The 14,733-nt window shown below is 52.3% G+C and carries 10 protein-coding genes; 5 read left to right on the top strand and 5 right to left on the bottom strand.

The window, feature by feature from the left end:
* Window positions 1-189: 189 nt before the first annotated feature.
* The 5 genes from NNL38_RS17595 (at window position 190) to NNL38_RS17575 (ending at window position 7,615) form a co-directional block, all read left to right on the top strand.
* On the top strand, window positions 190-642 hold the full coding sequence (locus NNL38_RS17595; protein WP_255391740.1) for an acyl-CoA thioesterase: 453 nt from the start codon (window positions 190-192) through the stop codon (window positions 640-642).
* Window positions 643-1,077: 435 nt separating this feature from the next.
* Complete coding sequence (locus tag NNL38_RS17590) at window positions 1,078-2,151, top strand: sensor histidine kinase (protein ID WP_255391738.1); 1,074 nt, start codon at window positions 1,078-1,080, stop codon at window positions 2,149-2,151.
* A 15-nt stretch (window positions 2,152-2,166) separates the two neighbouring features.
* Window positions 2,167-2,988 carry a LytR/AlgR family response regulator transcription factor gene (locus NNL38_RS17585; RefSeq protein WP_255391736.1) on the top strand — a complete coding sequence of 274 codons (822 nt, stop codon included), beginning with the start codon at window positions 2,167-2,169 and terminating at the stop codon, window positions 2,986-2,988.
* 92 nt (window positions 2,989-3,080) lie between these two features.
* Window positions 3,081-3,329, top strand: a complete 249-nt coding sequence (locus tag NNL38_RS17580; protein ID WP_255391734.1) for a hypothetical protein — start codon at window positions 3,081-3,083, stop codon at window positions 3,327-3,329.
* A gap of 914 nt (window positions 3,330-4,243) precedes the next feature.
* Window positions 4,244-7,615, top strand: coding sequence for an Ig-like domain-containing protein (locus NNL38_RS17575; protein ID WP_255391733.1), 3,372 nt, complete (start codon window positions 4,244-4,246; stop codon window positions 7,613-7,615).
* Between the two features lie 409 nt (window positions 7,616-8,024).
* Here the strand turns inward: NNL38_RS17575 and NNL38_RS17570 are convergent, their stop codons facing one another.
* From NNL38_RS17570 to maiA, 5 genes are all read right to left on the bottom strand, one after another.
* Window positions 8,025-9,368 carry a TldD/PmbA family protein gene (locus NNL38_RS17570; RefSeq protein WP_255391732.1) on the bottom strand — a complete coding sequence of 448 codons (1,344 nt, stop codon included), beginning with the start codon at window positions 9,366-9,368 and terminating at the stop codon, window positions 8,025-8,027.
* Window positions 9,368-10,753, bottom strand: a complete 1,386-nt coding sequence (locus tag NNL38_RS17565) for a TldD/PmbA family protein (protein WP_255391731.1) — start codon at window positions 10,751-10,753, stop codon at window positions 9,368-9,370. The genes NNL38_RS17570 and NNL38_RS17565 overlap by 1 nt, the downstream gene beginning before the upstream one ends.
* Window positions 10,754-10,891: 138 nt before the next feature.
* On the bottom strand, window positions 10,892-11,875 hold the full coding sequence (locus tag NNL38_RS17560) for a CobW family GTP-binding protein (protein ID WP_255392274.1): 984 nt from the start codon (window positions 11,873-11,875) through the stop codon (window positions 10,892-10,894).
* 79 nt (window positions 11,876-11,954) lie between these two features.
* Entirely contained in the window at window positions 11,955-14,030 is a 2,076-nt protein-coding gene (locus NNL38_RS17555; RefSeq protein WP_255391730.1) for an acetoacetate--CoA ligase, read from the bottom strand.
* A gap of 56 nt (window positions 14,031-14,086) precedes the next feature.
* On the bottom strand, window positions 14,087-14,722 hold the full coding sequence (maiA, locus tag NNL38_RS17550; RefSeq protein ID WP_255391729.1) for a maleylacetoacetate isomerase: 636 nt from the start codon (window positions 14,720-14,722) through the stop codon (window positions 14,087-14,089).
* Between the last annotated feature and the right edge of the window lie 11 nt (window positions 14,723-14,733).

The following is a 14,733-nucleotide window of genomic DNA, read 5'->3' as shown; positions in this document are numbered from 1 at the left end:
GGGTATCTTCTTTTCTTACTGCTTTGCCGACATGACCCCAGTAAGCCGAAAGTGTGCTGTGCCAGACGGGATTGTTCTTTGTTTGTTGTGGTTTTGTTATTTCGGGGTTAGATTAAATGCTCTAGTGTCGGGCCGTCGATGTCGGATAGGGCAGGCTCGTGGTTTGTGAAACCAAGGCAAGGAGCAACAATGAAAGAGCTTTTACAGGGGTATCCGGTAGTGACTGAAATACCAGTTGCCTGGGGTGAAATGGATGCCTTCAGCCATGTCAATAATGTGATCTATTTCCGTTACTTTGAAACCGCCCGGATTGATTATTTTCGTGATATCGACCTGATGGAAGAGATGAAGCAGACCGGGATTGGACCAGTGCTGGGCGAGACCAACTGCCGCTACAAAATGCCAGTCACTTTCCCCGATACTCTGTATGTCGGCAGCCGGGTTTCAGAACTGAAAGCAGACCGTTTCACCATGGAATACGCCATCGTGAGTAAAAAGCTGGGGGCGATCACCACCACGGGCTCGGCGACGGTGGTGATGTTCAATTTCAAAACCAATCAGAAAGCGACGATGACGCCTGAATTGGTGTCTCGGATCGAAACGCTGGAAGCACGAGTGTTGTTAGAGCAGCCCGTCGCGTAGCATCGCCATTTGCGGCTTCCCATCAAAATGGTTCCTTTTTTAAATATGGCGGCCCGGTTTGAGTTGCATCGGGTTGCCTTTCATTCTTCCTACTGTATTTCTTCGCTTGATTCGTCTGCACCATCATTGTGTCCATACCATTCGGTCGACATTTCGTTCCGTTCGCGCCAGCAGCTTGTCGTTGGTCGCATCCGCCAACAGTTCGGTTTCAATTTCCGTACGCTCACCCATAACAGCTCAGGGAGATATACCTGCCTTGGGGCATAGCAGATGGAGAAGGAGAGAAGTGATTAACCTGTTCTTGATGTGGTAATTGCGAATGAAACGAGGATTCTTGAGGCTGGGGGAGATCGCGGCGACCTGGACAAGCCGTCAGCATTTCAGAATAACCCCGATAAGCGTATGATTTTTTTGAACCTAAAAGGATGATTTAAGATGGATACTGGAATAGAAGAGATTTCACCCTGGTGGAAAAGTATTGTGATCACCGCCCTGTTCTGCCTGGTGATTGCCATTGCAACCAATGTGGTCTGGCCGGGAAATTTCTATGATGATTTGATTGTTAGCTTTGGCTACGGGATGAGTGCGGTGATCCCGGCTTGCCTGTTGAGCTATTTCTTCCCACACCTGAGCCAGCGATTGGTGAATGTTTGCTCTGTCTCAACATCAATGTTGCTGGGAACGGCGAACGCATTTCTCTGGCTCAATGATCCGAACTCGCCTCAGTCCCTGGAGACGATGAAAGCGGTGATTTTGCTGGCGCTGATCTTTACCGTGCTGTGTTTTTATTATTTTTACAGTTACGAGAAACGCCTGGTGATGCAGCAGGCGATTGAAGCGGCGCGGCTGAAGCAGGCGGAGCAGGAAAAAGCCCTGGCGCTGAGCCAACTGGGACAGCTTCAGAGCCAGATTGAGCCGCACTTTTTGTTCAATACGCTGGCCAATGCCATTGCACTGATTGATCAGGACAAAGAAACGGCCAAGCGCGTGCTGGTCCGGCTCACTGATATGTTCCGCAGCAACCTGAATAAAAGCCGGGCAAAATACACCACGGTGGCAGAAGAGATCACCTTTATTTCAGCCTATCTGGATATTCAGCAGATCCGCCTGGGTGAGCGGCTGCGCTATCAGGTGAGCCATCACAATGTCGATCTCCAGCAGCGGATCCCGCCCTTGTTGATTCAGCCTTTAATCGAGAACGCCCTTGATTATGGGATTGAGCCCAAGGCGCAGGGAGGGCAGATTGAGATCGTTTTTTCGGAAACTGATGGGGAATTGATCGTTGAGGTGATTGATGACGGAAACGGATTTCAGCCTGACTCTGCCTCCAGCGGCCATGGCCTTGGGTTGGAGAATATTCGCCGCCGGTTACAGGCGCTGTTCGGTGAGCAGGGAAGTCTGAGCATCAAAGAGCCGGCAAGCGGCGGGGTGATCGCAACCTTGAGGTTGCCTAAAAAACAGCTCGTCGAACATCCGGCAGTGTTTGTTGAACAACCATCGCTGAAGTAAATGAGGGAGATAATCATGGAGCAATTGTTTGCCAGGGCCGTGATCGCCGATGATGAGCCGGTACTGCGGCATCATTTAAACAAAGCCTTAGCGGAAGTATGGCCGGAGCTGGAGATTGTGGCGGCGGCAGGCAATGGGCTCGAAGCGCTGGAAGCGATTGAGCAGCATCAGCCGGATGTGGTGTTTCTGGATATTCGGATGCCGGCGCTGGACGGGATGTCGGTGGCAGCATCGCTGGCTGAGCTGGCGCAAGTGCCGCAGATCGTTTTTACGACAGCGTACAAAGATTATGCGGTGAATGCATTTGAGCAGAATGCGATTGATTATCTGCTCAAGCCGCTCAGTGAGACGCGGTTGGCAAAGGCTTGCGAGAAAGTGCAGCACCGGCTGGCTGAGAAAAAGGCCCGGATGTCGCCGGCAGCAGCTCTGGCACCGCAGGATCTGGGCCGGTTGATTGCGCAGCTCAACCATCTCTCGGTGCCAGCACCGGTTTCCTATCTCAACTGGGTTAAAGCCAGTCGGGGGGAGGATATCTATGTCATTTCCGTGGCGGATATTCTCTATTTCAAGGCTGAAGATAAGTACGTGTCGGTGTTTAAACGCAGCGAGCACAAGCCGGGCATGGTGGATGAGTATGTGCTGAGAATTGCGCTGAAATCGCTGCTGGAGCAACTTGATCCGGAGCAGTTCTGGCAGGTGCACCGCTCGACGATCGTGAACGTGGCAGCAATTGAGAAAGTCCACAAGGATTTCACTGGCCGACTGTTCGCAATCGTTGGCCAGCAGAAGCTGCCGGTCAGCCGCAGCGCCCAGGCCCGGTTTAAAGGCGTCATTTAAAGAGGTGATGAAAGATGCTGAGCGAAAGGGACTGATTTAAACGGCATTTCTCAATCCCCGCTATACTTTGGACAGAGCAAAGGAGCGGAATTATGTTTGTCGCGATTGAGCATGTGATTAAAGATCCGGACGCATTCTGGCAGAAAGTAGGCGATATGCTGGCCAGTCCCCCGAGTGGGATGCAACTGCATTCCACGATGATCAGCGAACGGCATTCGCTCTGCCAGTGCATGTGGGAAGCGGAGTCCATCGATGTGGTGCGGGATTACCTGGAGCCGGAGCTAGGCGGGATATCAGTCAACACTTACTATCATGTCGACCCCGATACAGCGATTGGATGAGTGTGCTGCGGCTACCCGGATTTTTGTTTATTTCTCCTCTTGGGCGGGGCCATCATCACCGCGAATCAGCCATAGATAAAAAGGCTCTGATCGCAGGTTTTAACCCGTCGCATAATCAATTGATACGTTTAGATTCTTCTATTTCGCGTTCAGGCGCACAAAATCCATCGTCTGGCGTACTGATGTCTAACAAGGTTGCGCCATTTGACTAATTTTCAAGCGAACTAATACGCTAAATTTTAGACACTAATTCAAATATAAACCATTTCGTTGCAATAATTGCACATGGAATTTGTAGGAAGTCATAATTATTAGATTTTTATATAATACTTATGAGGCATTCAGAGCGATTAATAAAAAATTAAATTTGAAACAACCTCACATAAGTGTGTAATTTACAGAGGTGTTATCCGGCTGGCTAAAATTCATTCTAAAAAACAAAGTGAATAATATATATTGTTGTTTTAAAATGAATAACATCGTTCGGTTGTTTTTTGTTGTTCGTATCGTCAATTACATTTTTATTGAATTCTTCGTTCATTTCTATTTATTTCTCATCATCACGAGGGTGCGATAGCATTCTTGATAAATTTTATAGAAATCTTTAGATTTCTCCTCGGAAATTTCGACGTTACCTGAACGTTGGTTGTTATTTTAAATAGCAGCTGATTTATTCTTATTGCCTGAATTTACGGTATTTATCATTCATATCGTTGAGGATATTTCCGCCGTAATGTATTTCAAAGCGAAAAAGTTGTTGATTTTAAGGAGAACAAATGTATAGGCCAATTTTAATGAGTATACCGCTCATTACTTTGCTGACAGCTTGTGGTGATTCTGATTCTGATAGCCCCACGACAAAAACAATCGAACAGAAAAAAATCACGTTCAGCGGGATGGTATACGACGGCCCTATGGCGGACACCAGTGTTTCCATTTATGCAGGTAAAACACTGTTAGCGACCGGAAAAACAGATACGCACGGTAAGTATGCCGTTGAGGCGCTGATCCCTGTTGATCAGTATGGGAAAATTGAGAAACAACCCATTACTTACCGAGCTCAGCGTGATGACATTGTTCTCTATCAATATGGTGGCGCGAGCTTGGCGGAGGCGCTTAAAAATAATGAAAATCATGCGTTGATCACCAACTTTTCAACGGTTGAATATGTACTTGCTGATGTCGATAAGAACAACTTTGTCAGCAGCACAGAGTGGGATGCTTACCAGAAACGTGATCGCAACGTTATTGAGCAAAATGTTATTCGTTACGGTGTTGGCTTAAAAGCGATTATCGATTACTCGGCAACGTTGGCTGGTTTTGAAAATAGTACGGTTTGGCTACGTGCATTGCTCTCTGATTCGGCATGGGAAGAATGGTACCGACTCAATACGATTTCTTACCAAGATGCCTGGACGGCATTATTTAATGATGAGTGGTTCCTGGAACAGGAAGGTGACCGCTTTGTTGATATCTCTCAATGGGATGAAAAATACGATACGATCGTCACTACAGAGCCGACGGACGCTGTCATCGAAAATATTATTCTGGGGGGTATTCCGCAGAAAGTCAGTATTGGTGACAAGTTGAGCCCGGCTGTTTTCGCGTTGTGGTCAGATGTGACTTCAACCGATGTTTCTAATCTTGTTCAGTTCGTTGTTCACCCAGAGGGTGCTTTGGTCGTTAATGGCGATTCTCTCGAAGTGAAAATGGCGGGACCTATTGTCCTCCAGGCCAACTATCAAGGTGCTTCCGCTGAAATCCAGATGGTTGCAGAAGTGGCGGAAACCGCACTGGATAATATTGTGCTGACGGGCATTCACCAACAGGTAACTGTCGGCGACAAGCTACAACCTCTGGTGTCCGCGCTGTGGTCTGATGACACTTCTACAGAAGTGACCTCCCTTGCGACATTTACCGCCACGCCGAAGAAGGCTGTGGTTGTGAACAATGGACAGTTGCAAGTCGTGAAGCCCGGTAATATCACGCTGACTGCTGAATACCAGGGCGCAACTGCAACAGTTCAGTTCAATGCTGACCAAGCCGTCCTGGCATCACTTCGCTTAGATTTTGATAATCGCCAGCAGTATCTGTCAGATGAGTTCCAGGTGACTGCATATGGTGTCCATCAGAACGACTATCTGGTCGACTTCAGCAATGAAGCCACATGGGTATCGAGCCATCCAGAATTGCTGGAATCACTCGGTAACGGCCGCTTCCTGGCCAAAGGGACCGGTATGGCAACCGTGACAGCGACCCTGGGCGATCTCACAGCCACACAGGAATTTGATGTTGTTGCAAAACTGATTCGCTTCAGTCTCAATCTGCCAAACAACAGCATTTCTCGTGCTGAAACCCTGCAAATGTCCCTGAATGGGGAATTCAACGACGGCAGCGTCAGTGTGATCACCGACGGCATCATTTGGACCAGCAGCAATCCTGATGTGCTGACCATTGATGAAAATGGCGTTGCAACGGGGATTATTGAAGGGACTTCCGTTGTGACGGCGACGTATCAGGGGAACACCCTTGAAGAAACCGTGACTGTGATCCAACCGAAGATTATCGCATCAACACCAGGTTTTGTTGATGGGGTCCTGACCATGAACGAAGGGGATATCTTTGAATACGGATTCAAGTTCAGCCGTTCGAACGGTGTCGAGCATGTATTTACCGCCGTTGACAATGGTTTAGATTTTGAATCCTATGGGTTTAGGGCTGAAGTTGATGCATCGGGCATTAAGGTTGCCGAAGTTGATAAAGACGGCGAGCGCATTCGAGCAGTGCGCGCCGGTGAAACGAAGCTGAGCATCGACAATGTGCCGGTTGAGTTGCAGCAGATTTTCGCTGAGATTGGTGCGATCTCGAGCACAGATGTTTACGATTATCCGACTAAGGTGACGCTGCCGGTCAATGTGGTGGATAATGCGAATGTCTATCAATGGAATGCTTTCACTGGGAATGCTCCGGCAGAGGGCACATCCACCCTGATTCAGGCTATCCAAAGTGATAATACCCTATATCGCTTCTGGGAGGTAAAAGGTGCTGAACAAGATGGCATTTACCTGACCCAGTTAACAACAGCGGGTGAGACAGAGCCAGTGCTAGTGCTGGCAGCAACGCAGGATGAGCATAACATTGCGCATAAGTTCGTTAGTAACGAAATCATTCATGCCAGCAATGGTTACGTCTTGCTGCTGACCGACAGTGGCAACGGAGCGGCCAGCGATCAGCAAATCGTACATCGTTATCAGCTCAGTGATGGCAGCACGACTGAAGTGGTACTGACTGACTTCCCGAATGGTAAGTTTAACGTAACCTATGACAGCTTCGCCTTTACGCCGACAGGCGATCTGGTGGTCAGCCACAGCGATGAGGCCGTGACACTTCATCTGTATCATTTTGAAACGGGGACTTGGGAGCAAAAAGCGTCAATCCCGGGTGTTCGGGTCCAAACACCGGCCAACAACACGCAGATTGCTGTTCTGGATACTCAAAACATGAATAACTCTGGCTCTTTCAGCGCGCCAGTCTTAAGCATCTTTGATTTGGAAACCCAGCAAATCACCACTCAGGAATTTGTCGTACCGGGGGATGCTGAGCATTTCTGTCGCAGCGTTGAAACCTTAAGCCTTGCGGTTGAAGATGCCCTGCAGGATTCTGGTGCCGGCTGTATGGTGTCGCAGAAAGGCAGCTGGGATGGTATTGGTTACTGGATTTGGGACTCAATTGCTGAGTTGCCGAAACTGCACCTGTTTACCGATGGTAAAGTTCAGTCGACGGATGACACATTTGCCACCGCAGCTCGTAAGCTGGACGGCCATGTCCTATTCAGTGCCGGACGTATAAAAGATGGTGAGGGAAATGCCGTTCATGAAGTTGCTGAAATTGTCGATGTTGAAATTGATGGCATCATTGAAGAGCGCGTTCATCATCAACGTTTTGCTAAGCAAGGCGAAGATCTGAAAGGGCAGTATAGTGCGAAGACCCGCCTGCATGACGGTACGCAATTTGTGGTCAACAATGCTGACGTGCCGAATGAAGTCTTTGCTGTGCTGAACCATGGTGTGGCGGTTCGTGATAAGGACGGTCAGTGGTCAAGCGATAAGTATATGTACCAATTGCCGGTTAAGATTGATACGCAGTGGAAGCTGTACAATCTGGGGGACACCTTGGTGCTCAGCCAGGAAGGGAACACGGATGCCAAGTACTGGTTATTGCAAATGCGCAAGCCACCGGTTGAAGAAAACCCAGAGGTCCCTGTGGATCCAACACCTGCGCAGTAATCACGATACGGCGAGTCAACGATAACGACTAATACCAATCAAAGTGAGTAAGTGATCGGAAATAGCGCAGGAAAAATGTTTGAGAACAAGACAGAATTTTTTGATAAGTAGTTATTCTACAATCAAAAACTCTAACGCAGTTATCGAGCATTGTAACAAGCTAGGATGACCCCTTATTTACTGCGATTGGTATAAAAGGGCTACGAAAATAGCCCTTTTTCTGTTGTGCTCCGGCTGCTCGGATGCGGAGCCACACATATGATTGATTTCTGCTCACCGATTGAAATCGGTGCGATGGGCGCAGAGCGGTTGCTATTCCGTGATGGGTTCATTCATGACCAAAAAAACGGCGAGCATTGCGCTCGCCGTTTTGTGTTTTAACATCAATAATGATGCGCGTGAGCAGCGGTTATTTCCCGGCAATACTCAGCTTGGCGAAACGGATTTTCGGCGCAAAGAAGTCGCGCTCGTAATCATTTTGCAGTGTGTCGCCGACGGCATCAATGGCTTTCAGCATCTGGTAAAAATTACCGGCAACCGTGATCCCGCGCACCGGCTGAACGCGCTGGCCATCGCGGCACAGGAAGCCGCTGGCGCCGAAGGAGAAGTCGCCGCTGACCGCATCCGCGCCGGAATGCACGCCTTGCAACTCCACCAGTTCGAGATACTCGCCTGAAGTGATTTCTGCCTCAGAGCTGGTACCGGTCGCAACGACGGTATGTCGTGAGGAAACCCCCAAACCGCCCTTAGCCGAGCGCGATGCATTGGCGGTGTTGTCAATGCCGAAGAAGCTGGCAGTATGGCTGTTGTGCAGCAGGCTTTGCAGCTGGCCTTCACCGATCAGGATCGTATCTGTGGTCGCATACCCTTCACTGTCGAACGCTTTAATCGCTGAGCCGCCCTCAATGTAGGCAATATCTGAGATTGTCAGCAGCGGGCTGGCAACCTGGGTTTGCAGGGCTTCCCGCCACGGGTTGATCCCTTTCATCGCCGAGTGGCCGGAGAGGCACATGCCGAATGCACCGAACAGGCTGCTCAGGCAGCTGAGATCAAAGATCACCGGATAGTTGCCGGTTGCCACCGGTGCACCGTCCAGCAGGGCTTTGGCAGTCTCGTAGCCATGGTTGATACAGTAGGCTGGATCCAGCTCGTCAAAGCGTCGGCCGGAGGACATGCCGCCGTGCATCGACTGCTTGCCGTCCTGCTCGTACAGGGTATAGGCGTAACAGTAAGTCGAACGCTCCTGATGCTGACACAGCGTGCCCTGAGTGTTCGCCAGAATGATTCGGCTGTCGGACTCGCCAAAGCCGTTATATGGTGCCGACGAAGCATTCGGTTTGGCCACGACACCGCTTTCCAGCGACAGGGCCAAGGCGATTTTGTCATCGACGCTGGCGGTGTCCTGCTGGTAGATTTCGGCTGCGGTTGTGGTCAGCTTGCTGTCATGGCAGCGGATCGCCTGGTGCTCATCCGGTTTGGTAAAGCGGGCATTTTGCAGCGCCTGCTCGACCATCATATCCAGGCTGGCGGGCTCGAGGGATTCCGAATAGCTGGTGGCGATGCGCTGATCTTTGACCACTCGTACCCCAATCACCTGGCCGGACGTGACTTTGTACTCATCCAGCTCACCGGCGTTGGCCTTGAGGGAAAAGTTATTGCTGCTGCTGGCAATCACGTCGGCATCGGCACCGGCAGCGGCGACGCGATCCAGAACCTGATCAATTGCGTGTTGAAGCGTCTGTTGATCTGCCATTAGTTACCTCCACCAACAAGAATGTTATCGACTTTCAGGGCAGGCTGGCCGACGGTGGTCGGTACCGAGCCGCTGACGGAGCCACACATCCCGGCTGCCAGCGCAAAATCCTGACCGACCATGCTGATCTCTTTCAGCACTTTCGGACCGGTGCTGATCAGGGTGGCTGATTTCAGGGGCTTGGTGATCTTGCCGTTTTCAACCAGGTAAGCTTCCTGCACGGCAAAGTTGAACTCGCCGGTGCCGGGCTGGACCGAGCCGCCGCCCATTTTCTTGGCATAGATGCCGCGCTCGACACTGCCAATCATGGCGTCGAGGGAGCTGTCGCCTGGTTCGATAAAGGTATTCCGCATTCGTGAGGTCGGCGCATATTTGTAGGACTCACGACGACCCGAGCCGGTTGGCGCGTAGCCGGTTTTCAGTCCGCCCATCTGATCGACCATAAAGCTGGTCAGCTTACCGTCTTTGATCAGTTGCGTGCGTTGGGTTTCCATCCCTTCATCGTCGATGTTGATCGAGCCCCACTCGTGGCTCATGGTGCCGTCATCGACAGCGCTGACCACCGGGTTGGCAATCATCTCGCCCATCTTGTCGTGGAACACGGAAGCTTTTTTCGCGACTGAGGTGGTTTCCAGCAAGTGGCCGCAGGCTTCGTGGAAGATCACGCCGCCGAAACCGTTACCGATAATCACCGGCATTTCACCGGACGGGCAGTGCTCGGCGGTCAGTTTTACCATGGCTTGCCTGGCGACCTGATGACCCAGCTCGCGGGCATTGAGGCGGGTGTTGAATTCCCAGCCGGTCAGGGCGCCCGGCGCTTCAAAACCAGTCGACTGCTCATTGCCGTCCTGGGCAATGGCGGTGGCGGCAACACGGGTATAGTGGCGGGTATCGCCGATATGCAGCCCGGTTGAGTTGAAGATCTCGACTTGCTGCTCCCGCTGCAGAATGCGGCCGATAAACTGCGAGATTTTCTCATCTTCGCTGCGAGCCGCCTGATCGGTGTCGCGCAGGAACGCAATTTTGGCGTCGAGGCTGGCACCCTGCGAGAGCGGTAGCTGACACTGGTGGCGATCGGTGTAACGGCTGAGATTCAGTGTACCGGCCTGGGCGATTTGGTCGCGTTTATCTTTGGCGGCCAACAGGCTGGTCACGCGTTTCAGCTCTTCTTCGTCGGTACTGTTGGTATAGCCGTACAGTACCTTGTGGCCGAAGAACAGGCGGACACCGATCCCGAAGTCGATCCCGGAGTTGACCTTGTCGATATCGCCGGAGATCAACTCGACTGAGCTGGACTGATGATGCTCGACAAAGAGTTCGGCAAAGTCAGCTCCGAGAAATAGCGCATGGTCAATGACTGCTTTCGCAGTAGCAGGGTTTAGCATACTTGCTCCTTGCTTGTGATGACGTCCGGGGATGGACAGTCCCGGACAAATTTGCGATTTCGTTGCAATGGTTTTGGAATTTTCTTTTATTCAATACTCATTATTAGCATGAAACAGAGAAGAATGAGCCGTCAAGGGTCAGGGTTGTGCGCTAATCATCGAGCACAGGATCTGCTCCAGTTCATCCCACGGCAGCAGCTCCTTGTCGATGACCTCAATACGTGACTCGAAGCCGCTCAGGGTCAGTTCATTAACGGAGACTACCTGATTAACCACGTTGAAGGCAAAACAGCCGCGCTCGGTGTTGACCACGGCTTTCACCCGCTGGGCATTGAGATTCGAGAACAGGCTGAACAGCTGGGCAAAATCGAACACCTGATCGGCAGCAAAGCACCAGCCGCAGCTGCGGTAACCCTGGCCGTTGTTTTCCCGGCGAATGAAGGCTTGCCCCGGCGTCAGCTCCAGTCCCGGCAGCGGCTCGGCAGTGTCGCTACCATGATGGTGATGGCTGTGGGTAGCATGGCGTTCGGTTCGCTCGGTATCGAGCCAGCGGACGTCCAGTGCACCCTGTTCGACTTTCTCCGTTGCGGCTTTGGTTGGTTCACAATCGGCAACGAAAGCTTCGAAAGCGGCCAGATCGGCCTCGTTGCAGGCATCAATTTTGTTCGCGACGACGACATCGGCCAGGGCCAGCTGATCCTGAAAGTTCTGGTTTTGGGTATATTGCGGATCCCCGAAGTGGCGTGGGTCGACCAGGGTAATGGTTGCTTTGAGATCGATATAATCACGATAACTCTCAGATGTCAGTTTGGCGATTACTTCTTTCGGGTGGCCAAGCCCGGTGGGTTCGAGCAGCAGGCGGTCCGGCTTTTGTGCCAGCAGGGCGTTAATGCCGACAGACATCGGCAGCCCGGCGACACAACACATACAGCCGCCCGGGACTTCTTTGACGATGGCGCCTTGTTGATCCAGGATGGCGCCATCGACCCCAACATTGCCGAATTCGTTGATCAGAATGGCCCACTTTTCCCCTTCAGGTTTACGGGCCAGCAGGGAAAGAATGGCTGTGGTTTTTCCGGCCCCTAAAAAACCGGTGATAATGTTGGTCGGAATACGCTTCATCTCGGGCTCTGCTTCTCTATTTCGCATGATCCGACCATCATATCACTCCTTTGGCGTCGAAAAAGTGCCTTGGCGGTGATTATTTCGGGTGATCTTGCAGTTCCGGGCGATTTTTAAACGCTTCTAATGCCTGCGGATTTGCCAGTGCCCCGACATTTTTAACCGGCTGGTGATGGACTACATTGCGCACCGCCAGTTCGACCAGCTTTCCGGACTTGGTACGGGGAATATCATCCACCGCCAGGATCACCGCCGGCACATGGCGGGGAGAGCAGTGCTCGCGGATCTGACGGCAAATGGTCTGCTTCAGCGATTCATCCAGGGCATAACCTTCCGCGAGCTGAATAAACAGCACCACCCGGACATCGTTTTGCCAGTTCTGGCCGATGACGATGGAGTCGAGAACTTCCGGCAGCGGATTGACCTGGCGGTAGATTTCCGCGGTACCGATCCGTACCCCGCCGGGATTGAGCACGGCATCGGAGCGGCCGAAGAAGATCAGCCCGCCGGTTTCGCTCAGCGCGACAAAATCACCGTGGTGCCAGACATTGGGGAAGGTGTCCCAGTAGGCCTGATGATAACGACTGCCGTCAGGGTCGTTCCAGAACCCGACCGGTTGATTAGGAAAGCTGTTACAGCACACCAGTTCGCCCTGCTGTTGGTACAGGGACCGGCCTTTATCATCGAATACCCGGACATCCATCCCCAGCGCCCGACCCTGGCACTCCCCTCGGTAGACGGGGTTGAGCGGGTTGCCGATGGCAAAACAGCCGCAGATATCCGTGCCGCCGGAAATCGAGGCCAGTTGCAGATCAGGTTTTATCGACTGATAGACATAGTCGAACTGCTCCGGTGCAAGGACCGAGCCGGTGGAGCACAGGGTTTTCAGTGCGGGCAACACATGGGTTGTCGCCGGCTGATAACCTTGTTTTTCCAGCGCTTCGAGGTATTTGGCAGAAGTGCCAAACAGGCTCACGGATTCTTGTTCTGCCATATTCCACAGCACGTTGCCGTCGGGATAGAAGGGCGAGCCATCATACAGTACCAGTCCGGCACCGGAAGCCAGGCCGCTGACCATCCAGTTCCACATCATCCAGCCGCAGGTGGTGAAGTAGAACAGCCGATCACCCGGCTTGATGTTGCTGTGGAGCTGGTGCTCCTTGAGGTGGTTGAGCAGGGTGCCGCCGGTGCTGTGCACGATACACTTGGGCTGGCCCGTGGTACCGGATGAATAGAGGATATACAGCGGGTGGTTAAACGGCACCGGGGTAAATGTCAGGGACTGCGGCGCAAAGCGTTCCAGGATCTGTGGCCAGTAAGCGGTCTCGCCGTGCGCAGGCGTTGGCTGTATCGCCTTTGCTGGCCCGGCTGGTTGCGCGGTTAGTTCGTCCAGGGTTTGGGTATAGGGGATGATCACCAGATCGCGCACGCTCGGCAACTGTTCCAGCATCGCTTCAACTTTGTCCAGGCTGTTGTGGGTTTTGCCGTTATAAAAGTAGCCGTCGGCGCAAATCAGCAGCTTGGGCTTGGTTTGTCCGAATCGCTCCACCACGCTGTCGACCCCGAAGTCCGGAGACGTTGAGGTCCAGATGGCGCCCAGGGAGGTGGCCGCCAGCATGGCGACGATCGTCTGGGGCAGGTTCGGGGAATAGGCGGCGATGACATCGCCTTGCTTGATCCCCTTAGCGGCCAGATAAGCAGCAAATTGCGAAGTCTGCCAGTACAGCTGTTGCCAGCTGAGGTGCTGGCGGCGGCTTGGCTCGCCTTCACAATGAAAAATGATGGCATCAGCTGCCGCATGGCGTTCCCAGTTGCTGAGCAGGTTTTCAGCAAAGTTGAGGGTGGTGTGAGGAAACCATTGGGTGTCTTTGGCCGGCGTCTGGCTTTGCGGCGGACAGGTGGTGATTGGGCCTTGAAAGTCCCCTTTGACACCACAGAAGTCCCAAACCTCTTGCCAGAAGTGTTCACTGTGCTCAACACTCCAATGGTGCAGCTGTTGATAGTCGTGGAACAGGGTATTTTCCTGCTCACTGAGCCGAACCATAAACTGGTATAACAAGCTGTCGTGAATCCGGTCTTTTTCCGGCATCCACATCAGCTGTGGCTGTAGGTCGTTCTGAATATCCATGACCTCTACCTCACTGCTTGCTGTCATCACACGCTCCTTGTGTTCTAGAATTCTGCAATTGAAAACCTTTGTTGAAGCTTAATTCACAGGTGCGAGGATGATTGCGCATCTGGATGGGCACGGCGGAATGCTTCAAGTTGCTGACACTGCTGCTCAATCTTGATCAGCGTCGGGTAGGGCGCCAGATCAAGCTCAAACCGGCGCGCATTGTAGAGCTGCGGGATCAGGCAAATGTCGGCCATGGTCGGTTGATTGCCACAACAAAACGGCTGTTCCTGCGACGCGAGCAGGGATTCCAAAGTCTGAAATCCCAGTTTCAACCAATGGTGATACCACACGGTTTTCTCCGCTTGCTCCACGCCGAGCTGACGGCTGAGATAATTGAGTACCCGCAGGTTATTGAGAGGATGGATATCACAGGCGACGGTTAGGGCGAGCTCGCGGCATTTGGCTTTCTCCCAAGTTCCCCGGGGCAGAATGGGGGGTTCCGGATAGCGCTCTTCGAGGTATTCCAGAATCGCGACGGACTGGCCGAGCATGCCCTGTTCGGTGCGCAACCCCGGCACCAGGGCGCTGGGGTTGATCGCGGTATAGCTTGCGTCAGTCTGCTCGTTAGCCAGCAAAGAGACCGGACTCAGTGTGTAGTCCAGCCCTTTGAGGTTGAGCGCAATGCGTACCCGGTACGAGGCCGATGAGCGGAAATAATCAAATAGCTCCATTGCGCCTCCGC

This window comes from Photobacterium atrarenae (assembly GCF_024380015.1).
Lineage (GTDB): Bacteria > Pseudomonadota > Gammaproteobacteria > Enterobacterales > Vibrionaceae > Photobacterium > Photobacterium atrarenae.
Note: the sequence above shows the minus strand (reverse complement) of the source record. Positions and strands in the feature narration are given on the sequence as shown.

What these genes read in the sequence shown, in the direction of transcription:
- NNL38_RS17595 (WP_255391740.1), top strand. Translation starts at nt 190, where the DNA reads ATGAAAGAGCTTTTACAGGGGTATCCGGTAGTGACTGAAATACCAGTT.
- NNL38_RS17590 (WP_255391738.1), top strand. Translation starts at nt 1,078, where the DNA reads ATGGATACTGGAATAGAAGAGATTTCACCCTGGTGGAAAAGTATTGTG.
- NNL38_RS17585 (WP_255391736.1), top strand. Translation starts at nt 2,167, where the DNA reads ATGGAGCAATTGTTTGCCAGGGCCGTGATCGCCGATGATGAGCCGGTA.
- NNL38_RS17580 (WP_255391734.1), top strand. Translation starts at nt 3,081, where the DNA reads ATGTTTGTCGCGATTGAGCATGTGATTAAAGATCCGGACGCATTCTGG.
- NNL38_RS17575 (WP_255391733.1), top strand. Translation starts at nt 4,244, where the DNA reads ATGGCGGACACCAGTGTTTCCATTTATGCAGGTAAAACACTGTTAGCG.
- NNL38_RS17570 (WP_255391732.1), bottom strand. Translation starts at nt 9,368, where the DNA reads ATGGCAGATCAACAGACGCTTCAACACGCAATTGATCAGGTTCTGGAT.
- NNL38_RS17565 (WP_255391731.1), bottom strand. Translation starts at nt 10,753, where the DNA reads ATGCTAAACCCTGCTACTGCGAAAGCAGTCATTGACCATGCGCTATTT.
- NNL38_RS17560 (WP_255392274.1), bottom strand. Translation starts at nt 11,875, where the DNA reads ATGAAGCGTATTCCGACCAACATTATCACCGGTTTTTTAGGGGCCGGA.
- NNL38_RS17555 (WP_255391730.1), bottom strand. Translation starts at nt 14,030, where the DNA reads ATGACAGCAAGCAGTGAGGTAGAGGTCATGGATATTCAGAACGACCTA.
- maiA (WP_255391729.1), bottom strand. Translation starts at nt 14,722, where the DNA reads ATGGAGCTATTTGATTATTTCCGCTCATCGGCCTCGTACCGGGTACGC.